27 protein-coding genes are annotated in these 21526 nt (G+C 68.6%); 9 read left to right on the top strand and 18 right to left on the bottom strand.

What is annotated here, in order from left to right; all coding sequences use genetic code 11:
• Positions 1-44 precede the first annotated feature (44 nt).
• Positions 45-236, bottom strand: a complete 192-nt coding sequence (locus BLV63_RS18665) for a hypothetical protein (protein WP_074784161.1) — start codon at positions 234-236, stop codon at positions 45-47.
• Here BLV63_RS18665 and BLV63_RS07985 point away from each other — a divergent pair.
• Positions 235-1059, top strand: coding sequence for an alpha/beta fold hydrolase (locus tag BLV63_RS07985; RefSeq protein ID WP_066210864.1), 825 nt, complete (start codon positions 235-237; stop codon positions 1057-1059). The two genes, BLV63_RS18665 and BLV63_RS07985, sit on opposite strands and share 2 nt — an antisense overlap.
• 169 nt (positions 1060-1228) lie before the next feature.
• Here BLV63_RS07985 and BLV63_RS07980 read toward each other — a convergent pair whose 3' ends face one another.
• Complete coding sequence (locus BLV63_RS07980; protein ID WP_066210869.1) at positions 1229-2542, bottom strand: MFS transporter; 1314 nt, start codon at positions 2540-2542, stop codon at positions 1229-1231.
• 189 nt (positions 2543-2731) lie between these two features.
• Between BLV63_RS07980 and BLV63_RS07975 the strand changes: the two genes are divergently transcribed.
• A complete protein-coding gene (locus BLV63_RS07975) occupies positions 2732-4150 on the top strand; it encodes a DUF2130 domain-containing protein (RefSeq protein ID WP_066210873.1) in 1419 nt (472 codons plus the stop codon).
• A gap of 89 nt (positions 4151-4239) precedes the next feature.
• Here BLV63_RS07975 and BLV63_RS07970 read toward each other — a convergent pair whose 3' ends face one another.
• Entirely contained in the window at positions 4240-4605 is a 366-nt protein-coding gene (locus BLV63_RS07970; protein WP_066210875.1) for a VOC family protein, read from the bottom strand.
• Positions 4606-4698: 93 nt separating this feature from the next.
• Between BLV63_RS07970 and BLV63_RS07965 the strand changes: the two genes are divergently transcribed.
• Positions 4699-5673 (top strand): helix-turn-helix transcriptional regulator, encoded by a 975-nt coding sequence (locus BLV63_RS07965; RefSeq protein ID WP_066211926.1) that lies wholly within the window; start codon positions 4699-4701, stop codon positions 5671-5673.
• A 72-nt stretch (positions 5674-5745) separates the two neighbouring features.
• Here the strand turns inward: BLV63_RS07965 and BLV63_RS07960 are convergent, their stop codons facing one another.
• From BLV63_RS07960 to BLV63_RS07950, 3 genes are all read right to left on the bottom strand, one after another.
• Positions 5746-6681, bottom strand: coding sequence for an MIP/aquaporin family protein (locus BLV63_RS07960; protein ID WP_066210877.1), 936 nt, complete (start codon positions 6679-6681; stop codon positions 5746-5748).
• A 259-nt stretch (positions 6682-6940) separates the two neighbouring features.
• Positions 6941-7273, bottom strand: coding sequence for a DUF202 domain-containing protein (locus tag BLV63_RS07955; protein WP_066210879.1), 333 nt, complete (start codon positions 7271-7273; stop codon positions 6941-6943).
• A gap of 2 nt (positions 7274-7275) precedes the next feature.
• Positions 7276-7632: a YidH family protein gene (locus BLV63_RS07950; RefSeq protein ID WP_082723999.1), complete on the bottom strand. Its 357-nt coding sequence runs from the start codon at positions 7630-7632 to the stop codon at positions 7276-7278.
• A gap of 70 nt (positions 7633-7702) precedes the next feature.
• Between BLV63_RS07950 and BLV63_RS07945 the strand changes: the two genes are divergently transcribed.
• A complete protein-coding gene (locus BLV63_RS07945) occupies positions 7703-8821 on the top strand; it encodes an ADP-ribosylglycohydrolase family protein (RefSeq protein WP_066210883.1) in 1119 nt (372 codons plus the stop codon).
• Between the two features lie 69 nt (positions 8822-8890).
• On the opposite strand, the gene BLV63_RS07940 is transcribed toward BLV63_RS07945, so the two are convergent.
• The 4 genes from BLV63_RS07940 to BLV63_RS07925 form a co-directional block, all read right to left on the bottom strand.
• Positions 8891-9472 (bottom strand): 3'-5' exonuclease, encoded by a 582-nt coding sequence (locus BLV63_RS07940; protein WP_066210884.1) that lies wholly within the window; start codon positions 9470-9472, stop codon positions 8891-8893.
• A gap of 62 nt (positions 9473-9534) precedes the next feature.
• Complete coding sequence (locus BLV63_RS07935; protein ID WP_066210886.1) at positions 9535-10221, bottom strand: hypothetical protein; 687 nt, start codon at positions 10219-10221, stop codon at positions 9535-9537.
• On the bottom strand, positions 10218-11165 hold the full coding sequence (locus BLV63_RS07930) for an ABC transporter ATP-binding protein (protein WP_066211928.1): 948 nt from the start codon (positions 11163-11165) through the stop codon (positions 10218-10220). Before BLV63_RS07930 ends, BLV63_RS07935 begins: the two co-directional genes overlap by 4 nt.
• 2 nt (positions 11166-11167) lie before the next feature.
• The gene (locus tag BLV63_RS07925; RefSeq protein WP_066210888.1) at positions 11168-11569 is read right to left on the bottom strand and encodes a GntR family transcriptional regulator; all 402 of its coding nucleotides are present in this window, start codon (positions 11567-11569) and stop codon (positions 11168-11170) included.
• 164 nt (positions 11570-11733) lie between these two features.
• Between BLV63_RS07925 and BLV63_RS07920 the strand changes: the two genes are divergently transcribed.
• The 3 genes from BLV63_RS07920 to BLV63_RS07910 all read left to right on the top strand — a co-directional run bounded on the left by BLV63_RS07920 (position 11734) and on the right by BLV63_RS07910 (position 13766).
• Complete coding sequence (locus BLV63_RS07920; protein WP_082724000.1) at positions 11734-12405, top strand: DedA family protein; 672 nt, start codon at positions 11734-11736, stop codon at positions 12403-12405.
• A 243-nt stretch (positions 12406-12648) separates the two neighbouring features.
• Positions 12649-12975 carry an ArsR/SmtB family transcription factor gene (locus BLV63_RS07915; protein ID WP_066210890.1) on the top strand — a complete coding sequence of 109 codons (327 nt, stop codon included), beginning with the start codon at positions 12649-12651 and terminating at the stop codon, positions 12973-12975.
• Positions 12972-13766, top strand: a complete 795-nt coding sequence (locus BLV63_RS07910) for a cation efflux transmembrane domain-containing protein (protein WP_066210891.1) — start codon at positions 12972-12974, stop codon at positions 13764-13766. The genes BLV63_RS07915 and BLV63_RS07910 overlap by 4 nt, the downstream gene beginning before the upstream one ends.
• Here the strand turns inward: BLV63_RS07910 and BLV63_RS07905 are convergent.
• From BLV63_RS07905 to clpS, 8 genes are all read right to left on the bottom strand, one after another.
• Positions 13763-14701: an IS3 family transposase gene (locus BLV63_RS07905; RefSeq protein WP_074784158.1), complete on the bottom strand. Its 939-nt coding sequence runs from the start codon at positions 14699-14701 to the stop codon at positions 13763-13765. The genes BLV63_RS07910 and BLV63_RS07905 overlap by 4 nt on opposite strands.
• Positions 14698-15018 carry a transposase gene (locus BLV63_RS07900; RefSeq protein ID WP_169795493.1) on the bottom strand — a complete coding sequence of 107 codons (321 nt, stop codon included), beginning with the start codon at positions 15016-15018 and terminating at the stop codon, positions 14698-14700. Before BLV63_RS07900 ends, BLV63_RS07905 begins: the two co-directional genes overlap by 4 nt.
• A 262-nt stretch (positions 15019-15280) precedes the next feature.
• On the bottom strand, positions 15281-15934 hold the full coding sequence (rdgB, locus tag BLV63_RS07895; RefSeq protein ID WP_066210895.1) for an RdgB/HAM1 family non-canonical purine NTP pyrophosphatase: 654 nt from the start codon (positions 15932-15934) through the stop codon (positions 15281-15283).
• The gene (gene rph, locus BLV63_RS07890) at positions 15931-16716 is read right to left on the bottom strand and encodes a ribonuclease PH (RefSeq protein ID WP_066210898.1); all 786 of its coding nucleotides are present in this window, start codon (positions 16714-16716) and stop codon (positions 15931-15933) included. Before rph ends, rdgB begins: the two co-directional genes overlap by 4 nt.
• A gap of 23 nt (positions 16717-16739) precedes the next feature.
• Positions 16740-17537 carry an MBL fold metallo-hydrolase gene (locus BLV63_RS07885; protein WP_066210899.1) on the bottom strand — a complete coding sequence of 266 codons (798 nt, stop codon included), beginning with the start codon at positions 17535-17537 and terminating at the stop codon, positions 16740-16742.
• Positions 17534-18532, bottom strand: a complete 999-nt coding sequence (murI, locus tag BLV63_RS07880) for a glutamate racemase (protein ID WP_082724001.1) — start codon at positions 18530-18532, stop codon at positions 17534-17536. The genes BLV63_RS07885 and murI overlap by 4 nt, the downstream gene beginning before the upstream one ends.
• Complete coding sequence (locus tag BLV63_RS07875) at positions 18529-19134, bottom strand: DUF2017 domain-containing protein (protein ID WP_066210901.1); 606 nt, start codon at positions 19132-19134, stop codon at positions 18529-18531. Before BLV63_RS07875 ends, murI begins: the two co-directional genes overlap by 4 nt.
• The gene (clpS, locus tag BLV63_RS07870) at positions 19127-19477 is read right to left on the bottom strand and encodes an ATP-dependent Clp protease adapter ClpS (protein ID WP_066210903.1); all 351 of its coding nucleotides are present in this window, start codon (positions 19475-19477) and stop codon (positions 19127-19129) included. Before clpS ends, BLV63_RS07875 begins: the two co-directional genes overlap by 8 nt.
• A gap of 110 nt (positions 19478-19587) precedes the next feature.
• Here clpS and BLV63_RS07865 point away from each other — a divergent pair, with 110 nt between their 5' ends.
• Both BLV63_RS07865 and BLV63_RS07860 read left to right on the top strand, forming a co-directional pair.
• A complete protein-coding gene (locus BLV63_RS07865; protein ID WP_074784152.1) occupies positions 19588-20913 on the top strand; it encodes a nicotinate phosphoribosyltransferase in 1326 nt (441 codons plus the stop codon).
• Positions 20910-21524, top strand: a complete 615-nt coding sequence (locus BLV63_RS07860) for an isochorismatase family protein (RefSeq protein WP_066210905.1) — start codon at positions 20910-20912, stop codon at positions 21522-21524. Before BLV63_RS07865 ends, BLV63_RS07860 begins: the two co-directional genes overlap by 4 nt.
• Positions 21525-21526 lie beyond the last annotated feature (2 nt).

The following is a 21526-nucleotide window of genomic DNA, read 5'->3' as shown; positions in this document are numbered from 1 at the left end:
GATCCCGGTTCCTCGGCGTCTCCGCCGAGTTAAAGTCACTATGACTATAACTGAGGATAGACCTCCACCAGCCCGACGGACAAGCGGATGAAGCCCGTCCCTGCGGGCTCCTGCTCGGAGCCGCGTGAGCGGTAGAGTGACTGCACGGGCCGGAGGAGGCCCCCGGACCCCGACGACGGCGCCTCGGAGGCGTCCGGCGCGACGGCCGCGACATCACCCAGGAGGGACACGGACATGACCCGGCACGCAGGCCAGAACCAGCCGCACACGGTGGAGGGACGCGACCCCGGCCTCAACGTCGAGGTGTTCCGCGGCGACACCGACGCCGGGCTGCCGCCGATCCTGCTCGTGCACGGCTTCTCCTCGAGCATCGACCTCAACTGGGTTCAGAGCGGCTGGATCCGCGACCTCCTCAAGGCCGGCCGCTGGGCCATCGCGGTGGATCTGCCCGGTCACGGACGCAGCGAGGCCCCCGCCGACATGGACTCCTACTCCCCCGGCAAGATCCGCGCCGATCTGCTGCAGGCCGTGACCGACGTTGGAGCCAGGCCACTGCGCGACGGCGACCCGGGCAGCGGCCTCGACGTGATCGGCTACTCGCTCGGCGGGCGCATCGGCTGGGAGATCGCCGGCACGCAGCGCGGGCTCGTCCGGCGTGCGGTGCTCGGCGGCCCGAGCCACAACGACCCGCTCGCGGAGTTCGACGTCGTGGCCGCACAGCGTCACCTCGCCGACGGCACTCCGATCGCCGACGCGTCGACCGCGGCACTGCTCACCATGGCGCAGCTCGTGCCGAGCAACAACATCTTCGCGTTCCTCCAGCTCATCGAAGCCGCCAAGGTGGAGCCGTTCGACCCCGAGGACGCCGTGCCCCACCAGGACGTGCTGCTCGCGGCGGGTTCGGAGGATCCCCGGGCGGCATCGCTGCCCACCCTCGCGGCCCTGGTCGAGGAAGCGGGCGGTCACGCCGAGACGCTCCTGATCCCCGGACGCAACCACACGAACACCGTCACAAGCCGCGTGTTCAAGGAAGCCGCTCTGGAGTTCCTGGCGCGCTGATCCCGGGGCGCCCCGCCCAGTGCGTTGCGTGCGCTCCGCCCATTGAAAGCGTTCCGCCCGTTGCGTGCTCAGTTGTTGCGGGTTCCGACGCCCCGGACCCGCAACTACTGAGCACTCAAGGAGAAACTGGGCACTCAAGGAGAAACGGCGTTCGAGGGGAAAGCGCCCCTCAGCGGGACAGGGCCTTGAGGATCCGGCCGGCCACGAGGCCGAGCAGCATGAGCAGCAGCGCGGCCGAGCCGGACACCAGGAACGCCGGATGCGAACCGCCGGCCTGCGCCGCGGCGCCCGCCACGGCGTAGCCCAGAGCCGTCCCGGCGACGATCCCGCTCGAGAGAGCGGTCATGACGGTCGACATGCGCGCCGCGGGAGCCACCTGGGCTCCGATCGCGAACACGGTCACCATGAGCGGCCCGACCGCGACGCCCAGCAGGAGCAGCACGGGGATGATGCTGCCGAGCGTGAGCGGCAGGAGCAGCAGCGCACTGCCCGCCGTGAGGAGCAGGGCACAGAACACCCATCGCGCGCCGTGGCGGAACTTCTCGGGCCAGGCGGCGATGGACAGCGCCATGACCGCGGAGCTGAGCCCCATCGCCGAGTAGAGCAGTCCCGCGAGTTCCGGGTTGGCGAATTCACCGGCGAAAGCGCTCAGTGCGGCTTGGGTGCCGCCGAAGAAGGTGCCCATGCAGACCATGGCCAGCACGGCGACGACGACCATCGCCAGACGCAGGCGGGCCGCGCCGTCGGGGGCTTCCGCCGTCGTCGCTCCCGCCGGCGCGTTCCGCGTGCCCTGCACCGCGGTGACACTCGGATGAAGGGCGAAGAGCGGGACCAGCACCAAGGTGAGGAGCGCGGCGAGCGCGAGCGGCAGCCAAGGGGCGAGGAACGCCGCCAGCACGCCCACCAGGGCGGGGCCGAGGACGAAGGTGAGCTCGTCCGTGGTGCCCTCGAAGGACATGGCGACGTCGTTCATGCCGGCGCGTGAGCCGCGCTTCCGGCCGATCAGGGCGAGCCAGCGCACCCTGGAGAGCGGGCCGACCTGCGGCGAGGTGAAGCCGCTCGCGAAGGCCGCCACGACGATCCACGGCACGGAGGGCTCCTGCGAGGTGAGGCAGGCCCCGAGAAGCAGGGCGAGAGAGACGACGTTGGCGGCCGCGTAGCCGAGGAGCACGGGACGCTGCCCCAGGCGATCGGCGAGCATTCCGACCAGGGGCGCGCCGACGGCGGAACCGATGCCCACGGCGCCGGCGGCCAGGCCGGCCGAGGCGTAGGAATGCGTGACGGCGGTGACCAGGCTCATGGTGCCGATGGTGAGCATGGCCAGCGGGAGGCGGGCCAGCATGGTGAGGAAGATGTACCAGCCGCCGCTCAGGCGGGGAAGCTGCGCGTACTGCCGGAACATGCCGACGATGCGCTCCCAGGCGGAGACCGGGGATGCCGCCACGGAGGGGCGGTCTTCAGAGGTACGGGAGGGTGCTGTCATGGGCAGAACTCCTGAAAGGTGATACTGCGGAACGCAGTGCGCACCGTCCCTGCCACCCGATGCGCCCGACCCTTTGTACTCCCTCCAGTATACCGGGGTTCCCGTCCGTGCACCGCGTCGGGGAGTCACCCGTCCGCTATAGGCTGGGGGCTGCGGAATGGATCCTGGCGACGCGGAAGGAACACGGACATGCACGAGGTGGTTTGCCCCCATTGCGGGAAGGCCTTCACGATCGACGAGGCGGGCTACGCCGAGATCGTCCGGCAGGTCCGGGACCGCGAATTCGAGGAGCAGCTCCACCAGCGGCTTGAGCTGGCCGAGAAGGAGAAGGCCGCGGCCGTCGAGCTCGCCGAGTCCCGGATGGCCCAGGAACTCCAGAAGGCCGCCACCGCGAAGGACTCCCAGATCCAGGACCTGATGGCGCGCCTCGAGGCCGAGGAGACCGCGCGGCGCCTCGCCGTCGCGGAGGCCCTGGGCGATGTGGAGAAGCAGCGCGACGCGCTCCGGAATGAACTCCAGCAGGCCCGGCGCGAACAGCAGACCGCCACCGAGCTGCTCGAGACGAAGCTCCGCAGCGAACTGCAGGCCGCTGCCGCCGCCAAGGACGCGGAAATCCAGAACCTCAAGGCGAAGCTCGACGCCGGCGAGACCGCCCGGCGGCTGGCGATCACCGAAGCGGTGGGCGATGTCGAGAAGGACCGGGATGCGCTGCGCAACGAGCTGGAGCGCGCGGCCCTGGAGAAGAAGCTCGCGGAGCAGGCGCTCAAGGACAAGTACGAGACCCAGCTCAGGGACCGGGACGACGCGATCGAGCGCCTGCGGGACATGAAGGCCCGCCTCTCCACCAAGATGGTGGGCGAGACCCTGGAGCAGCACTGCGAGACCGAATTCAACCGCCTGCGGGCCACGGCGTTCCCACGGGCGTACTTCGAGAAGGACAACGACGCACGGAGCGGCAGCAAGGGCGACTACATCTTCCGCGACAGCGATGAGAACGGCACCGAGATCGTGTCCATCATGTTCGAGATGAAGAACGAGAACGACGGCACGGCCACCAAGCACAAGAACGAGGACTTCCTCAAGGAACTCGACCGGGACCGGGCCGAGAAGGGCTGCGAGTACGGGGTGCTGGTCAGCCTCCTCGAAGCCGACAGCGAGCTGTACAACGGCGGGATCGTGGACGTGTCCCACCGCTACCCGAAGATGTATGTCGTGCGGCCGCAGTTCTTCATCCCGATCATCACGCTCCTGCGCAATGCCGCGCTGAACTCGTTGAAGTACAAGACCGAGCTGGAGCTCGTCCGGGCGCAGAACATCGACATCACGGACTTCGAGGACCAGCTGGAGGACTTCAAGACCCGCTTCGGCAAGAACTACGAGCTGGCGTCGCGCCGCTTCCACGAGGCCATCGACCAGATCGACAAGTCGATCGCGCAATTGCAGAAGGTCAAGGAGTCGCTGCTCGGGTCGGAGCGGAACCTGCGGCTGGCCAACGACAAGGCGCAGGACGTGACCATCAAGAAACTCACCCGCGGCAACCCGACCATGGCGGCCAAGTTCGCCGAGCTCTCGCGGCCGGACGGCCCGGAACAGCCCACGCTGGAGTAGCAAGGGCCGCCCCCGGCGGGCGGGGCGCCCCCGGGCGGGCAGGGCGACCCGGGGGCCGCCCCGGGCTCCCGCCCTGCGTCGGCGGCCCTTTAATCCACCGGTGAGACCCGGATGAGATTCCCGTCCGGGTCGGCGATGACGAAGGTGCGGCCGAAGACGTCGTCGTGCGGCTCCTCCAGGACCGTCACACCCTTCGCGGCCCACCGTGCGAAGACCGCGTCCACAGCCGCCGCCGAGCCGGGCACCATGAGACCGATCTCGCTCGTGCGGGGCGTGTCCGGCGTGGCGTGTCCGCTCCGGCCGGTCCACAGCGCGAACAGCACGCCCGGCGCCGCCTCGAAGGCGACATACCTCGGGCTGGTGAAGGTGGGCGACATCTCGAACAGATCGCTGTAGAAGGCGGTCGCCGCCTCGGCGTCGCGGACGTAGAACAGGAACAGGTTCGGTGCGGACATGAGAACTCCTCGGGTCGCTGATCATCAGTACCGGACCAGCTGACCAGGAAATCACGACACCACTTGTCACCTTTTCTGGGAGTATTGCTGACCATGAAGGCATCCCGGCTGCTGCACCTCCTGCTCCTGCTGCAGGTCCGCCAGCGCGTCACCACCACGGAGCTCGCGGAGCGTCTGGAGGTGTCCCGCCGCACCGTCCTGCGGGATGTCGAGTCGCTCTCCGCGGCGGGGGTCCCGGTCTACGCGGAACGGGGCCGCCGCGGCGGCATCGTGCTGCTCTCAGGCGCCCGGCTGAACGCCTCCCACCTCGACCCCGCGGAACTGGAGGCGCTCTCGCTCACCGGCCTGGACGCCGGGCAGCTCGAGATGCTGGGACTGTCCGCCGCGCACCAGGCGGCCGCACGCAAGATCGACGCACGGGCCGCCGCGGGCGCGGAAGACCCGGCCCTGGCGCGCCTCGCCGATCTGGTCCATGTCGAGAGCGCGGCCTGGTTCGCCGGCCCGGGCGCCGGCGTCGACGTCGCGGACCTCGCGTGGACGCTCCGGGCCGCCCAACGGCTGACGATCGAGTACCGACGCAGCGCCGAGACGCGGGCCTCCACCCTCGAGGTGGATCCCTACGGCCTGGTCGCGAAATCGGGCCGCTGGTACCTGGTCGGTGACGTGGACGGCGAGGGCCGGCTGTTCGCCCTGGAGCGGCTGTCCGGCTACCGGTCCGTGGACACTCCGGCGGTGCTGCGCGACGGCGAGACGCTGCGGTCCGTCTGGGCGGCGCTGAAGGAACGCACCGAGTCGGCGGGAGGGGTGAGCGTGACGGTCCGGCTCCGTGCGAGCCGGGTCGACCTGGCCCACCGGATCCTCGGCACGCGCCTCGGATCCGTCGCCGTCGCGCAGGACGGCTGGTGCACCGCCGTCGTCCGCTATCCGGACCTGGCCTCGGTGCGTCAGCTGCTCCAGTTCGGCGACCACCTCGAGGTCCTCTCCCCCGATCCCGCGCGCGAGGTGATCCACCGGCTCGCCCAGGACCTGGCCCGGCGCCATGCGCCGCACTCCCCCGGCGACGACTGAGCCGGGCGCACCGCAGGGACGGCAGAGGCCGCCGACCTCGGGGTCGGCGGCCTCTGCTCGGGGCGGGTCGGACTACTTCTTGTCGAAGAAGTCCCGGGCCTCCTCGTGCTCGGCGGCGGCGCGGTCGCTCTCCGCCGGCTCCTGCGGAGCCTCCACCACGACGGTCTCCTCGACCTTCTCGACCACGACGGCGACCGGCTCAGCGTCGGCGGAGAGAGCGGCCTCCGGCGTCGTGGGAGCGGCGCTGGAGAGGCTGATGAGGCGGGCCACCATGCCGGTCAGCAGGGCGCCGGCGAGAGGCGCGACCCAGAAGAGCCACTGCTGCTGCAGGGCCCACGGCTCGGCGAACGCCGCCGTCGCCAGGGCGCGCACGGGGTTGAACTGGCTGTTGGACAGGCTCTGAGCGAACTGGCCCAGGACGGCCACGGTCAGACCCACGGAGACCGCGGCGGCGGCGAGGCTGTTGCCCTTCCCGTCCTTGCTGGCGGCCAGGTAGACCGCGGCGAGCACGGCGGCGCCGATGATCTCCACGATCAGCACGCCCGGCAGCTGCACCTGGAACGGCGAGTGCTCGGCATACCCGGCGGCCACCACGCGGAACACCGAATCGACCTTGGTGCCGTCCACGTTGCGGAGCACGGCGACCAGTGCCAGCGCGGCTCCGAAGGCGCCCACGAGCTGCGCCAGGAGGTACACCGCGGCGTCGCGCCAGCCCGAACGGCCCGCGACGGCGGAGGCCAGGGTCAGGACCGGATTGAAGTGCCCGCCGCTGATCCGGCCCAGCGCGTACATGGCCGCGATGGTCGCCAGACCGGTCGCGATGGGTCCCGGGAACGGCGCGAGAGAGGTGTTGGTGAAGATCACCACGCCCGCCCCGGCCAGGACCACCAGGAAGGTGCCCAGGAGTTCGGCTCCGGCGCGCAGCAGCAGGCCGGTGGCCGGCTGCTGTCCGTTGCCGGGAATCGTGCGGGGGGCCGTTTCGGCGCGCTCAGCGTCGACGGAAGTCATGAATGTCCTGTCCTTCGAAAGTCGGCTTGGTGGGGGTGCGCGGCGAGGTTCCGGCCACGCGGACCACCTCACCATGGCATCACAGCCTGTGAGCCCCCTGTGGTCTCCAAGTCTAGTGCCAGGGGTCCCCGGGCTGAGCTCTGCGAAGTTGGGGGCGGGCACTGGACGCTAGTGCCAGGGGTCCCCGGGCTGAGCTCTGCGAAGTTGGGGGCGGGCACTGGACGCTGGTGCCAGGGGTCCCCGGCCTGAGCTCTGCCGCTCAGCGCACCAGCATGACCGCCACGGCGCAGCATGCCAGCAGGCACACCGCGGCGGAGGTCCCGGCGATCGCCAGCGCGCGAGGCGCGCCCTCGCCGTCGCGCAAGTGACGTACCCGGAGGACTGCGAACGCGCACACCACCACTGTGGCGACGGCCGCCGCGGCGACGGCGACGCCGTTGACCACGGTCACGGGACCGCTGCCGTCGGCCCGGGGGAAGAGCCAGGAGCGCAGGATGAAGAAGTCCACCACGAGCAGGGAGAGGAGCGTGCGGCGCCAGGCGAGCGCCGTGCGCTGCGGCTGGAGTCCGGGGTCGCGCTCGGTTTCCTCCATGCTCAGTGCCGCACCACGATCAGGACGGCGAGCACCATCGCGGCCAGCACCACCACCACGCTCATGACGAGCAGGATCCAGGAGAACGGCAGTTCCCGGCCTTGGCGCATGGCGTCCTCGGCCTGTGCCCAGCGGCGGTAGGCCATCCCGGCCAGCCCGGCGCCGATGAGCGCCAGGACCACGCACAGCGTGATGCGGAGGAACACCGGGGCGATCCCGGGCGCCAGCTGGTCGACGGCGACGGCCCCGGCGAGCAGTGCCAGCGACGTCCTGAGCCATGCCAGGAAGGTCCGCTCGTTGGCCAGGGAGAAGCGGTAGTCAGGGGCAGTGCCGCGCTGCCGCCACCGGGGTTGTCGCATGTCTCCAGGGTACCGTCGCCGCCCCGGCCGCCGTGCGTCCGGCATCGCTCGGGGACGATAGATTGGCACCATGGCAATCGCATCGAAGATTCGCGGCTCGCTCCTGGGCGGAGCCCTGGGAGACGCCCTCGGTTACGTCGTCGAGTTCGACAGGATCCCCGTCATCCGCGAGCGCTTCGGCGCCCAGGGACTCCAGGGTTTTGAGCAGCTGAGCGGCCCCGTCGACTTCTCCGATGACACGCAGATGACCCTCTACAGCGCGGACGGCCTCTCCGAGGTGCTCGCGTGGGCCCGGGACGGCGTGGCCGCCGATGAACTGGCGTGCGTCTGGCTCGCCTACCTCCGGTGGCTGCAGACCCAGGGCCTTGAGCTGCCCGATTCCGCCCCGCACCCGCAGCCCCGCTGGATCGACGCCCAGGAGATCCTCCGCCACCAGCGCCATCCGGGGAGAGCGTGCCTCACCGGCCTGTCGACCGGTCAGATGGGCACCCCGGCGCGCCCCGTCAATCCCGACAGCAAAGGCTGCGGCACCGTGATGCGGTCCGCCCCGTTCGGCCTGGTCCCCCAGCTGACCCCCGAGGCGGTCCTGCGCCTGAGCGCCGATGCCGCGTCCCTCACCCACGGGCACCCCTCCGCCCGGCAGTCGGCGGCGCACTTCTCGCTGCTCATCCACGAGCTGCTCCTCGGAGCTTCCCTCGACGACGCCATCGGGGCGCTGGCCGCGAGGCTCCAGGAGGATCCCGCCACCGACCCGGCGCTCCGGCTCCGCGTCGCCCGCGCCCTGGAGCTCGCCGCCGAGCGCCGTCTCCTGTCCCCGGAGGAACTGTGCGCGGAGCTCGGCGAAGGATGGGTGGCCGAAGAAGCGCTGGCCATCGCCCTGTACGCCGTGCTGGCCACTCGCCCCTCGGGTGATGACTCCACCACGACGACGCCGGGCGACGCACCGGGGGAGGCGCAGCAGGCTGCCGGGCCGTCCGCCGTGGCGCCGTCCCAGCGGCACTTCCGCGCCGCCGTCGCGCTGGCCGTGAATCACGACGGTGACTCCGATTCCACGGCGTCCCTGACCGGCAACATCCTCGGCGTGCTGTACGGCGAGGAGGCGCTTCCGGAGGCGTGGCTGAGTGGCGTCACGGGTCTGGACGTGGTGGAGCACATCGCGGACGAGCTCGCCCGCCTCGTGGCGGAATAGGAGCGCCGCCCGTCCTGGGCTTCGCCGCCGGCCCTGGGCTTCGGTGCCGGTCCGAGATCACAGCACCGCTCAGCGGGTCGGCACGCCCGCGGTCTGGGGCAACGCCATGCCGAGACCCTGATACAGCTCTGCGACCGAGCCGGCTCCCTGCCGGGTGGCGATGTCGACCAGGATTCCGGCGCACGCCCGCGCGTCTTCGGCCGGGTCGTGGTGGTTGATGAGCGGGACGCCTGCCTGGTGTGCCGCGAAGGGCAGCGAATTGGACGGCAGGCTGTAGCACCGGCGGGACAGCACCACGGTGCAGGCGTAGCGGTAGCGGGGTGCGCGCTCGCCTGAGACCCGGAGCGCGGCCTCGATGACCCCCAGATCGAAGGCGGCGTTGTGGGCGACCACCACGTCATCCCCGATGAAGTCCTGGATCCGGGGGAAGAGCTCGAGGAAGCGCGGTTCCCCGGCCACTTCATGCGGGTGGATCCCGTGGATCGCGATGTTGCGGGGGTCGAAATGATCGTGCCCGGCGGGCGGCCGGATGAGGAAGCAGTCCTCCTCCACCACCAGGCCGTCACGGACCCGGGTCATGCCCAGGGCACAAGGAGAGCCCCAGAATCCGTTCGCGGTCTCGAAGTCGATCGCGGTGAAATTCAGGGGCACTCCTCAAGCCTACGCCTTCGCGGGGACGGTCCGAGGCAGGCCGGACCGTCACCTCAGGACCGTCAGGGCACCGCCCGCCGGATGGTGAGGAAGGCGCCCAGTCCCATCGCGACCGCCAGCAGCGCGAGGATTCCGGCGAGCCCCAGGATCGAGATCTGGACGAGGAAGTCCCCCACCGCTCCCCAGAGACCGCCGAGGGTGATGACGAAGATCGCGGCCACCACCAGCAGTGCCAGCCCGATGCTCACCAGGAGGACCCCGGTGACGCCCCAGCGCTTGTAGAGCGTGGCGCCCCAGAACCCGAGCGTGAAGAAGAACAGCGTGATCACGAAGGACACGATCAGGCTCTGCCACCACGGCCCGTCGAACAGGAACTGGACCCGGAAGAAGTACCCGTCCATCCCCCAGCCGTGCGTGGCGAGTTCCACCTGGGTGCCGATCGCATAGACCACGGCCATGCCCAGCGCCACGGCGGTGAATGTCACATACGTGCCGAGGAAATAGGCACGGCGGGTCACGCTCATGCCCAGCGAGAACGGGAAGGTCATCGTCAGACTCTGGATGCCCAGGGCGAAGAAGTACCAGAGAGGCGCGAAGGGCGCACCGCCGCTGATCTTCGTGCCGGTGGGGATGATGGCGAAGAGGGCCAGACAGAGGGCGAACGCCCCGCCGAGGATGACGGCCGGGATGCCCAGGAACGTCCACTTGTTGATGAGCTGCATGCGGCTGACCGCGAGGACCCTGTTCATCGGGCCACCTCCTTGCTGTCCGCGCCGCGGCCGGAGCCGGCGGCGTCGTTCAATGAGCTCTCCGCGCCCTGAGCGGACAAGGAGGCGTGGACCACCAGTTGCTGGAGCGAGACCTGGCCGAGTGTCAGGCCGAGTTCGGCGGCCTCGCGGCGCTGCGCCGCACTGAGGCGTCCGGCGATCGACACCGACACCGTGTTGAGCAGGCGCTCTTCGAACAGGACCGGATACCCCTCGATGAAGGAGGCGACCACATCGGCCGGACCCGCCACGCTGACCGCCGAACCACGGATCTCCTCGGCCTCGTCGTCCATGATGATCCGTCCCCGGTCGATGACCACGATGTGCTCGAGCAGGTTCGCCACCTCGTCGATCAGGTGGGAGGAGAGCACCACGGTGCGGGGGTGCTCCGCGAAGTCCTTGACCAGATGGTCGTAGAACAGGTGGCGGGCCACGGCGTCCAGCCCGAGGTACGGCTCGTCGAAGAACGTCAGCTCCGCCCTGCTGGCCAGGCCGATCACGATGCCGACGGCGGACAGCTGGCCTCGGGAGAGCTTCTTGATCCGCCGCTTGAGAGGCAGCTGGAAATCCTCGGCGAGGCGTTCGGCGAAGGCCTGGTCCCAGTCCGCGAAGAACAGGGCGGCGGCCTGGAATGCCTGGGCCGGGGTGAAATCGTCCGGGTACTTCTGGGACTCGCGGATGAAGCAGATCCGCCGCAGGACCCGTTCGTTCTCGTACGGATCCTCGCCGAACACGCGGACCGTGCCACTGGTCGGGAACCCCTGGGCCGTCAGGATCGACATCAGGGTGGTCTTCCCCGCCCCGTTACGGCCCAGCAGGCCGTAGATCCGGTTCTGCCGGAATTCCAGATCCACCTCGTCCAGCGCGGTGACGTCCTTGTACTTGCGTCCGAGGCCGCGTACCTGGACCACTGTCTGTTCGTTCATGGTCATGCCTTCCCCTGAGTGCTCGTGTCGTGTCCGGCCGGCGCCTCGCCGTCCAGCGCCGCGGTCAGCATCGCCAGCAGCTCCGCGCGAGCGATGCCCAATTTCCCGGCTTCGAGGCAGAGCGGCTCGACGAACTGTGACTTGAAATGCTCGCGACGCCGGCCGAGCAGCTTGTCCCTCGCTCCGGCCGCGACGAACATGCCGATGCCGCGGCGCTTGTACAGGATTCCTTCTTCCACCAAGGTGTTCACTCCTTTGGCTGCCGTGGCCGGATTGATGCGGTAGTACTGGGCGAACTCGTTGGTCGAAGGCACCTGGGATTCCTCCGGGAGGGCCCCGGAGACGATGTCGTTCTCAATCAGAGCCGCGATCTGAAGAAAGATCGGGCCGGAGTCGTCGATCACTGCGCACCTCCCAACCACACTGGTTCATTACTCATGTAACTAACCATAGAACCATGGAACCCCGCCCGCAAGCCCATGGAGGGAACGTCCAGCGAAACCCCAGTGGAGACCCGTAGGCTGGGACGGTGATTGATGCCTCTTCTGCCGCCGATACCCTGCACGCCATGGCGCGTGTACCCGTACCGACCGCTTCCTTCCTGCCGGACTGGCTGAACCCACAGATCTTCCTGGCCGATCCGGCCCTGGCTCCCTGGGTGGTCCTGCTGGTCTGTGGCATCGTCTTCGCGGAGACCGGTCTGCTGGTGGGGTTCTTCCTGCCGGGTGATTCCCTGCTGTTCACGGCCGGCCTGCTCGTGGCCACCGGAACGATCAAGTTCAACATCGTCGCGCTGATCACCCTCGTGGTGATCTCGGCCATCATCGGCAACCAGTGCGGCTACCTGATCGGCCGCAAGGCCGGACCCGCGCTCTTCAACCGCCCTGAATCGCGCCTGTTCAAGCACGAAAATGTCGAAAAAGCCCACATCTTCTTCGAGAAGCACGGCGGCAAGGCCCTGATCCTGGCACGCTTCGTGCCCATCATCCGCACCTTCGTCCCCGTCATCGTGGGCGTCGCGGAGTACGACAGGAAAAAGTTCTTCCTGTTCAACGTGATCGGTGGCGTGCTCTGGGGCGGCGGCGTCACACTGCTCGGCTACATCCTCGGCGACCGCGTGCCGTGGGTTTCCAAGAACCTCGACCTCATCTTCATCGTGATCGTCCTCGTCTCGGTCCTGCCGATCCTCATCGAGGGCATCAAGGGTTACCTCGACCGGAAGAAGTCCGGCCAGGCCTGATCCTCGCGGCCGGTCCGGCCGCCGGCCCCGGCACACCCTGGGCGCACGTGAGCCCCCACCGGAATTGAACTGGTCCCCGGAAGTTGGACTGGTTTTAGAGTAAGCCTCGGAGTGATCATGGGGCCCTTCCGACTCCCTACGTGCTTCTCCGAAGGTGTTGGCGGTGGGTTTCGACGGCCTTCGTTGGAGCGATTTCCGACGTTCATCGAATTCTGAATTCAGCGTCTGGTGTATAGTCGGGGTGTGGAGACTCTGACGCACGCCCCGGTCCTGGCGCGATTTGGATACGCCGTTTCGGATGCTACGAGAGCACGGATTCTGCTGGCCCTGGCGGAGGCGCCGGCTTACCCTTCGGATCTGGCCGAGATGCTCGGTGTGACGCGGCAGAGCATGTCGAATCACTTGGCGTGCCTGCGGGGCTGCGGTCTGGTCGTCTCCGTCCCGGACGGTCGCCGGAGTCGGTACGAGCTCGCGGATCAACGTTTGGGGCATGCGCTGCGGGATTTGCTCGGCGTGGTCCTGGCCGTGGATCCGGAGTGCTGCGCGCCCGACGGGACGTGTGTCGCATGAGCGCCCTGGTCTCGCCCGCCCCGGATCGCCGGTTGGTGTTGATGCGCAGGATCCGCTGGTTCGCTGCGGCCACCATCACCTACAACGTCATTGAAGCGGTCGTGGCGCTTTGGGCCGGGGGTGTGGCTGATTCGTCGGCGCTGATCGGCTTTGGCCTGGACTCGGTGATCGAGGTCAGCTCCGCCGTAGCGCTCTCCTGGCAGTTCTCAGCCAAGGACCCCGAACGGCGAGAGCACCTGACGCTACGCCTGATCGCCCTGTCATTCTTCGCCCTGGCATTGTTCGTGACGGTTGATTCGATCCGTTCGCTCCTTGGGGGTGGGGAAGCTCAGCATTCTTCCGTCGGGATCGTGATCGCGGCGTTGAGTCTGGCCATCATGCCAGTCCTGTCCTGGCTGCAGCGCCGTGCTGGCCGGGAACTCGGGTCCCGGACCGCGGTCGCTGATTCTCACCAAACCCTGCTGTGCACCTACCTTTCCGCGGTCCTGCTGGTGGGGCTGTTGCTGAACAGCTTGTTCGGCTGGTGGTGGGCCGACGCCGGGGCGGCGCTGATCATCGCCGCTATCGCAGTCAAGGAAGGCCTGAACGCCTGGAAAGGGGATGTCTGCTGCACCGTTCCCGGCGCGCAGGCCGGCGGCGAGGTCGATGACTGCTGTGCCCCTGTCAAGGAACCTGATGTTTCCGCCAATGTGCAGACGATGCCGGATCACGGGTGTTCCTGCTGCACTCCGGAATCGACGGGTGAGCCGTCCCGCACCACGCTCTCACTCACCCAGAAGCCCCGTAGCTAGACAACGCGCCACCAAGACCCAGGCAATTTGCCGGCAGTGATGACGAACGAGGCGAACCCGTCACAGAGGAAACCCTCACAACTTCCTTGAAGGGCCTGGGCCCGGTATTGCGCCGGACTCAGGCCCTTCAGTGTTGTCGAGATGCGTTCGTGGTTGTACCAGTTGATATACTCGCGGATCTCGCCGGCGAGCTCGTCTCGGATGGTGAACTTCTCGCCGTGGAACATCTCGGACTTGAGGGGACCGAAGAAGTTCTCTGCCACCGCATTGTCGAGGCAGTTGCCCTTCCTGGACATCGATTGGGTTGCGCCGGCCTTGACCAGGAGTTTGCCCCATGACCGGTGCTGGTAGTTCGTGCCCTGGTCGGAATGGACGATTGGGCTCTGGTCGCGCGGGAGAGTCTTGAGTGCCGCGCGGAGAGAGCCGTTGGCTAGGTCCAGGGTTGGTGATGGGCCCATGGTGAATGCGACCACGGGGCGGTCGAACAGGTCGATGACCGGGGAGAGGTAGAGCCTGCCGTCAGGGAGGTGGAACTCGGTCACGTCGGTCACGAGCTTCTGGCCCGGGGCACTGGCGTTGAAGTCCCGCTTGAGCACGTTGGGAGCGACCTTGCCCATCCTGCCCTTGTACGAGTTGTAGAGCCGCCGACGCCGCACCTTGCAGACCAGCCGAAGCTTCCTCATCAACGCTAGCACGGTCTTCTTCGCCACCACCCAGCCCTGCCGGGCCAGCATCGTGTGGATGCGGCGATGACCGTAGCGGCCCCTTGCTTGAGCGAAGGCCTCCCTGGCGGCGTCCTTGAGCTGCGCCTGAGGGTCGGGACGGCTCATGCGGGCCTGGTGGTAGAAGTAGGTGGATCGGGCCAGCCCAGCGGCTTCCAGCAGCGCCGGGAGTGGATGTTCGGCCTTGAGGGAGGACACTGCGAGAGCCTTCACTGCAGTCCTTGGGCCCTCAAGGCCCGCACTTTTTTCCGGTACGCAACCTCGGCGCGGAGCCGCTCGTTCTCCTTCTCGAGCTTCTGAACCTCAGTCAGCTGCTTACCCACGGCACCTGGCGGACGGCCCTTCCGTTTGGAGCGCAGCCCCTCTTCACCCTCGCGCCGGTGGATCCTCACCCAGGTCTTCAAGAGCACCGACGACGACATCCCGTACTCATCCGCCAGCTCAGACAGTGTGGCTTCCTGGCGCTCGAAACGCTGGACCGCCTCAAGCTTGACCTCGAACGTGTACCGCTGCTGGAACTCACGTCTCACCAGAGCACTTCTACCATGCAAGCGCCACCGATGATGGAGCCGCTTCGCCGAATGCACCCCCACCCCTGAGATGGCGGCCGCTGCCTTGTAACCGTTGCCCTGCTCGTACAGAGCTACCAAGGCCTCGCGCTGCGCCTCGGTCAACAAACTACGTGGGTCCATACGAAAAACTCCCCGGAAGTCGAACTGAATTTACAGTCCACCTTCCGGGGAGCAGTTCAAATCCGGTGGGGGCTCACGTGGTCCGCGGGCGGATCAGCGGCTAGGACAGCGCCTTCACGATCGCCGGCAGCAGAGCACGGAACGCCTTGCCGCGATGGCTGATCGCGTTCTTCTCCTCGCGGCTCAGCTCGGCGCAGCTCCGGGTCTCCCCCTCCGGCTGCAGGACGGGGTCGTAACCGAAACCTCCCTCACCCCGCGGCTCGCGGAGCAGGGTGCCGTTGAGCGTGCCGTACTCGACGACGTCGTACGCCTCCTCGTCCGTCCCCGGCACCGTGAGGGCGGCGGCGCAGACGAACGCGGCGCCGCGGTGCGGCTCGGCGATGTCCCCGAGCTGGGCCAGCAGAAGATCGAGGTTCGCCTGGTCATCGCCATGACGGCCGGCCCAGCGCGCCGAGAAGATCCCCGGGGCGCCGCCCATGATGTCCACGCTCAGACCGGAGTCGTCCGCGATGGACGGCAGCCCGGTGGCCGCCGCCACGGCGCGCGACTTGAGCAGGGAGTTCTCCGCGAAGCTCGTGCCGTCCTCCACCACATCGGGCACGCCCGCCGTCGCGGCGTCGATCACCTGGGTGTCCACGTCCAGGCCTGGTACCTGCCCGCGCAGGAGGTCACGGAGTTCGTTCAGCTTGCCGGCGTTCCGGGTCGCGAGCACCAGGCGGGCGCCCTCGGGAACGGTGTATTCGGGGGCCGTCACAGGATGCCGTCCAGGGTTTCGCCGAGCGTCTCCCGCTGGATCGCGGCCAGCTGGCTCGTGCCGAGCAGAGCCAGATCCAGGAGACGGTTCAGCTCGTCACGGTCGAACGGCGCGCCCTCGGCCGTGCCCTGGACCTCCACGAACTTGCCGCCGCCGGTGACGACCACGTTCATGTCGGTCTCGGCGCGGACATCCTCCACATACGGCAGGTCCAGCATCGGCACGCCGTCGATGATGCCCACGGAGACCGCGGCGATCGTGTCGGTCAGCGGCTTGGCCTTCGGGGCGATGAGCTTGTTCTCCCGCGCGAAGCGGATGGACTCGGCGAGCGCCACGAAGGCACCCGTGATCGCGGCGGTGCGGGTGCCGCCGTCGGCCTGGAGCACGTCGCAGTCCAGGACGATGGTGTTCTCGCCCAGCGCCTTGGTGTCGATGATGGAGCGCAGCGAACGGCCGATGAGCCGGGAGATCTCGTGCGTGCGGCCGCCGATCTTGCCCTTCACGGACTCGCGGTCGGAGCGGGTGTTCGTGGCACGGGGCAGCATGGCGTATTCGGCGGTGACCCAGCCGCGGCCCTCCCCCTTGAGCCAGCGCGGCACCCCTTCGGTGAGGGATGCGGTGCACAGCACCCGGGTGTTGCCGAACTCGATCAGCGCGGACCCTTCGGCCTGGTTGGACCAGCCGCGGGTGATGCTGATGGGCCGCAGCTGCTCGGGGCTGCGCCCGTCGGCGCGCACCACGGTGCCGGGCAGGGATGACTCGTTCGAAAGGTTGGGGGTCATGACCCCAAGCCTATCGCGGGCGGTCAGAGCTCGTAATGCACGCCCGCCACGGCCACCGAGACGCCACCGCCGAAGACCTCCTTGGCCTCCGAGAGGACGGTGTTCGGATCCGTCCAGACCGGGATGTGGGTCAGGAGGAGCCGCTTGGCCTCGGCCTCCACGGCAGCCTCGCCGGCCCTCTTGCCGGTCAGATGCACGTCCTTGATCGCGTCGTCGCGGCCCTCCTGGAAGGCGGCCTCGCAGAGGAACAGATCGGCGTCGCGGGCTGCCTCCACCAGCGCGGGGCAGCTGTCCGTGTCACCCGAGTAGCTGAGCACGGTCTCTTTGACGGTCCCGTCCTCCAGCTCCTGACGGCACTCGACGCGGAGGGCGTACGCCTCCTCGATCGGGTGGTTCACGGCGTAGGGCGTGACGGTGAACGGACCCACCCGGACCGGCTTCTCCACGGTCCAGGAACCGAAGTCGAAGTCCTCGTGCATGCCCGGGTCCAGTTCCAGGCCGTAAGCGGTGGCGAGGCGGTCCGCCGTCGCTTCGGGTCCCCAGACCGGGATCCGGCCGCGGTCCCAGCCACCGGGCTTCCAGTGCACGGCGACGTGGAGGCCGCACAGATCCATGCAGTGGTCCGGGTGCAGATGGCTCAGGAAGATCGCGTCGATGTCCTCGAGATCCGTGTACCGCTGAAGCGAGCCGAGAGCGCCGCTGCCGAGATCCAGGATGATCTTCCAGCGGCGGCCGCCGCTGTCCGCGGTCAGGAGATAGCACGACGCCGGCGAACCGGGCCCGGGGAAGCTCCCCGTGCAGCCCACGATGGTCAGCTTCATCCCTGTCCCCCGTCCGCCGTGGCGTTCGCCACGAAGTGGGAGATGCGCGGCTGCCGGGCCGCCGCCCGTGCCGCCTCCAGCATCTCTGGTGTGATCTTGGCCAGGCTTCCGGTGGGGTAGCTCGCCGAGACGTGATCCACGTGCTCCACGCTGACCACCTCCGGTCCGAGGAATCGACGGGCCAGCTTCCCGAACCCGGTGGCGTCACCCGTCGCGACGAAATGGTGCTTCGGAGGCGCCGGGTCCTGGCGTTCCAGACCGTGCCTGATGAGTGAACGGTACACGTCCTTGGCCGTCTCCTCGGCACTGGAGACCAAGGTGACGTCCTCCCCCATGACATAGGAGATGACGCCGGTGAGCAGCGGGTAGTGGGTGCAGCCGAGCACCAGGGTGTCGACCCCGGCGCCCTTCAGTGGCGCGAGGTAGTACTCCGCGAGAGCAAGGAGTTCCGGCCCCGTCGTGATCCCGGCCTCCACATAGGGCACGAACTCGGGGCACGCCACGGAGAGGACCTCCAGGTCAGGGGCGGCAGCGAAGGTGTCCTCGTAGGCCCGTGACCCCACGGTGGCGGAGGTCCCGATGACGCCGATCCGCCCGTTGCGGGTCGAGGAGACCGCGCGTCGCACCGCCGGCTGGATGACTTCGATCACCGGGATCCCGTAGCGGGCCTCGTAGCGTTCGCGGGCGTCACGGAGCACCGCCGCCGACGCCGTGTTACAGGCGATCGTGAGCAGTTTCACCCCGGAGTCCACGAGTTCGTCCATGATGCCCAGGGCATTGGCCCGCACCTCCGCGATCGGCAGAGGGCCGTACGGACCGTTGGCGGTGTCCCCGACGTACAGCACGGCCTCGGTGGGCAGCTGGTCGATCACGGAACGCGCCACCGTGAGACCGCCGACGCCGGAATCGAAGATCCCGATCGGACGCTCGGAACGCGGCAGCTGCGTTCCCTCGTTCCCGACGGACACGAGCTGTTCGGAGCCCGGAAGACTCATGCGCGGCTCTCCCCCTCGCCCGTCTCCCCGGCCCGGGACGGCGCGTCCTCCAGGCTGTAGCTGAGGGCCTGGACCAGGGATTCCTGGAGCCAGCTCACGAAGTTGTAGACCACGGAGAGATAGGTCTCGAGGTCGTCGGCGTCCGACCACTCCTGCATGGCGTACACGGCTTCGGCGTCGTCCTGGGTGCGGATGTTAAGACGTTCGCTGATCACGAGGCGCACATCGTTCAGGGCCATGGCGAAGTTCCGGGCCTGGTTCTCGTCCAGATGAAGCTCGTTGCTCTCCAGCGCCAAGGAGGCCGCACGCAGCGTGCCGATCTTGCTCTCCCGCAGCGAGCGCTCGGTGAAGCGGCGGAACTCGAGGGCGGCCTCGTCGTCGTCCTTCACGCCATCCGGGAGAAGGCGGCGCAGCGCGGCGTCCTCAGGAGGGGCGATGTGGGGGTCGAAGCCGACCAGCGCCACCAGCGGATCCTCCGAGTCCAGAGCCTCGGGTTCGAGCATGCTGATGACGTCGGAGAACAGCTTCCGCAGGAGTTCCCGTTCCTCTTCCTCGAGGTAACCGGTGATCCCCCGGCTGCCCGGCACGAATGTCTTAGCCATGCTGTCCCTTTCCACCGGCGCCGGCGCGTTCCACGGTGGCCCAGAGGCCGTACCCGTGCATCGCCACCACGTGCTGTTCCATGCGCTCCCGGCCACCGTGGGCCACGACCGAACGGCCCTTGCGGTGCACCTCCATCATGAGCCGGTCGGCCTTCTTCTGGGAGTAGCCGAAATAGCTCCGGAACACGTAGCTGACATAGCTCATGAGGTTCACGGGGTCGTTCCAGACCACCAGATTCCACGGAGTGTCCGTGAGCGTCCGTTCCTCCAGGCCCTGCTCCTCACGGACCTCCGGGTCCGTCAGGGCGGCAAGCCGCACCTCTGCCGTGGCTGTGGGATTCATTAGTCCATTCTAGGCAGTGTCCGGGGTCCGCCGTGTCCGCGGCGGGTCGGCCGCCGCCGGTCGCGGACCGGACCAGCGCCGGATCACGGCGTGGGGATAAAGTGTGTTGCGTGAGTACACCCTGGCAGCAACCCCGCGCTTCGCTGTATACCGACCACTACGAGCTCACCATGGTGCAGGCGGCTCTGGAGTCAGGCGCCGCCCAGCGGCGCTCCGTCTTCGAGGTCTTCGCCCGTCGCCTTCCGGACGGCCGCCGTTACGGCGTCGTCGCGGGCACGGGCCGTCTCCTGGAGGGCATCCGGAACTTCCGTTTCGGGCCGGAGGAACTCGAGTTCCTGCGCAGCACCGGCGTGGTCAACGAGAAGACCCTGGCCTTCCTCGCCTCGTACCGTTTCACGGGCGACATCTGGGGCTACGCCGAGGGCGAGCTGTACTTCCCCAACTCCCCGCTGCTGGTGATCGAGTCGACGTTCGCCGAGGCGTGCATCCTCGAGACCTATGTCCTCTCGGTCCTCAATCACGACAGCGCCATCGCCTCGGCGGCGTCCCGGATGGCGCTGGCCGCCCGCGGTCGCCCCTGCATCGAGATGGGGTCGCGCCGCACGCACGAGGAGTCCGCCGTCGCGGCCGCCCGCGCCGCCATCATCTCCGGCTTCGTCAGCACCTCCAACCTGGAGGCCGGTCTGCGCTACGGCCTGAAGACCTTCGGCTCCGCCGCACATTCCTTCACCCTGCTGCACGACACCGAACGCGATGCGTTCACCGCGCAGCTCAGCTCGCTCGGCCCGGAGACCTCCCTCCTGGTGGACACCTACGACGTCGAGACGGCCGTCCGCACGGCCGTGGACCTGGCCGGGGACAAGCTGGGCGCGGTGCGCCTGGACTCCGGCGACCTCGTGGCCCAGGCCCAGTGGGTGCGTCAGCTGCTGGACGAACTCGGCGCGGTGAACACCCGGATCGTGGTCACGAGCGACCTGGACGAGTACGCCATCGCCGCCCTGCAGTCCGCGCCGGTGGACTCCTACGGCGTGGGCACCTCCCTCGTCACGGGCAGCGGCGCCCCGACCGCGGGCATGGTCTACAAGCTCGTGAGCCGCACGAACGACGACGGCGAGTTCGTGTCCGTGGCCAAGGCCGCCAAGAACAAGGCGAGCGTCGGCGGCCGCAAGTACGCGCTGCGACGGCTCAACGAGCGGGGCACGGCCACCGCGGAGCTCGTGGGGATCGGACACCAGCCGGAGAACGACGGCAACGACCGTCCCCTCCTCGTGCAGCTCGTGGCCGACGGCGAAGTCCTCCCCGGCTGGACCGGCCCAGAGGCGGTGACGCGCGCCCGCGAGCGGCATGCCGCGTCCCTGGCCGAGATGCCGCCGGCCGTGAACAGGCTCCAGCGAGGAGAACCGGTCATTCCCACCCTCTATGAGGAGGCACCATGAGCAAAGCCCTGATCATCGTGGATGTGCAGAACGACTTCTGCGAAGGAGGATCGCTCGCCGTCGAAGGCGGCGCCGCCCTGGCCGCGGCCATCAGCGAATACCTGGACGATCACGGCCACCTGTATGACCACGTCGTGGCGACGCAGGACTGGCACGTCGATCCGGGCAGCCACTTCTCCGACGAGCCGGACTTCCAGGACTCCTGGCCGCGCCACTGCGTCGCCGGGACGAGCGGCGCGGAGCTCCATCACGACCTGGACCAGGAGTACATCGAGGCGATCTTCCGCAAGGGCCGCTTCGCCGCCGCCTACTCCGGCTTCGAAGGGCTGCTCGCCCCGGAGGACGCCGTGTCCACCGGGGACCGGCAGCCCGGCGCGCTGCCCTCGGAGGACGATGACGGCGAGTCCCTGGACGAGTGGCTCCAGGAACGGGATGTCGAGGACATCGTCGTGGTCGGCATCGCCACGGATCACTGCGTCCGCGCCACCGCGCTCGACGGCGTCCAGGCCGGCTACGCCGTCACGGTCCTCCGTGAGCTGACCGCCTCGGTGGCGGACGACCCGGAGCCGACGTTCGACGAGCTCGAGGAGTCCGGCGTCGCCATCGCCTGATC

The sequence above is a fragment of the Arthrobacter woluwensis genome (assembly GCF_900105345.1).
Lineage (GTDB): Bacteria > Actinomycetota > Actinomycetes > Actinomycetales > Micrococcaceae > Arthrobacter_E > Arthrobacter_E woluwensis.
Note: the sequence above shows the minus strand (reverse complement) of the source record. Positions and strands in the feature narration are given on the sequence as shown.

What these genes read in the sequence shown, in the direction of transcription:
- BLV63_RS07985 (WP_066210864.1), top strand. Translation starts at nt 235, where the DNA reads ATGACCCGGCACGCAGGCCAGAACCAGCCGCACACGGTGGAGGGACGC.
- BLV63_RS18665 (WP_074784161.1), bottom strand. Translation starts at nt 236, where the DNA reads ATGTCCGTGTCCCTCCTGGGTGATGTCGCGGCCGTCGCGCCGGACGCC.
- BLV63_RS07980 (WP_066210869.1), bottom strand. Translation starts at nt 2,542, where the DNA reads ATGACAGCACCCTCCCGTACCTCTGAAGACCGCCCCTCCGTGGCGGCA.
- BLV63_RS07975 (WP_066210873.1), top strand. Translation starts at nt 2,732, where the DNA reads ATGCACGAGGTGGTTTGCCCCCATTGCGGGAAGGCCTTCACGATCGAC.
- BLV63_RS07970 (WP_066210875.1), bottom strand. Translation starts at nt 4,605, where the DNA reads ATGTCCGCACCGAACCTGTTCCTGTTCTACGTCCGCGACGCCGAGGCG.
- BLV63_RS07965 (WP_066211926.1), top strand. Translation starts at nt 4,699, where the DNA reads ATGAAGGCATCCCGGCTGCTGCACCTCCTGCTCCTGCTGCAGGTCCGC.
- BLV63_RS07960 (WP_066210877.1), bottom strand. Translation starts at nt 6,681, where the DNA reads ATGACTTCCGTCGACGCTGAGCGCGCCGAAACGGCCCCCCGCACGATT.
- BLV63_RS07955 (WP_066210879.1), bottom strand. Translation starts at nt 7,273, where the DNA reads ATGGAGGAAACCGAGCGCGACCCCGGACTCCAGCCGCAGCGCACGGCG.
- BLV63_RS07950 (WP_082723999.1), bottom strand. Translation starts at nt 7,632, where the DNA reads ATGCGACAACCCCGGTGGCGGCAGCGCGGCACTGCCCCTGACTACCGC.
- BLV63_RS07945 (WP_066210883.1), top strand. Translation starts at nt 7,703, where the DNA reads ATGGCAATCGCATCGAAGATTCGCGGCTCGCTCCTGGGCGGAGCCCTG.
- BLV63_RS07935 (WP_066210886.1), bottom strand. Translation starts at nt 10,221, where the DNA reads ATGAACAGGGTCCTCGCGGTCAGCCGCATGCAGCTCATCAACAAGTGG.
- BLV63_RS07930 (WP_066211928.1), bottom strand. Translation starts at nt 11,165, where the DNA reads ATGAACGAACAGACAGTGGTCCAGGTACGCGGCCTCGGACGCAAGTAC.
- BLV63_RS07920 (WP_082724000.1), top strand. Translation starts at nt 11,734, where the DNA reads ATGGCGCGTGTACCCGTACCGACCGCTTCCTTCCTGCCGGACTGGCTG.
- BLV63_RS07910 (WP_066210891.1), top strand. Translation starts at nt 12,972, where the DNA reads ATGAGCGCCCTGGTCTCGCCCGCCCCGGATCGCCGGTTGGTGTTGATG.
- rph (WP_066210898.1), bottom strand. Translation starts at nt 16,716, where the DNA reads ATGACCCCCAACCTTTCGAACGAGTCATCCCTGCCCGGCACCGTGGTG.
- BLV63_RS07885 (WP_066210899.1), bottom strand. Translation starts at nt 17,537, where the DNA reads ATGAAGCTGACCATCGTGGGCTGCACGGGGAGCTTCCCCGGGCCCGGT.
- murI (WP_082724001.1), bottom strand. Translation starts at nt 18,532, where the DNA reads ATGAGTCTTCCGGGCTCCGAACAGCTCGTGTCCGTCGGGAACGAGGGA.
- BLV63_RS07875 (WP_066210901.1), bottom strand. Translation starts at nt 19,134, where the DNA reads ATGGCTAAGACATTCGTGCCGGGCAGCCGGGGGATCACCGGTTACCTC.
- clpS (WP_066210903.1), bottom strand. Translation starts at nt 19,477, where the DNA reads ATGAATCCCACAGCCACGGCAGAGGTGCGGCTTGCCGCCCTGACGGAC.
- BLV63_RS07860 (WP_066210905.1), top strand. Translation starts at nt 20,910, where the DNA reads ATGAGCAAAGCCCTGATCATCGTGGATGTGCAGAACGACTTCTGCGAA.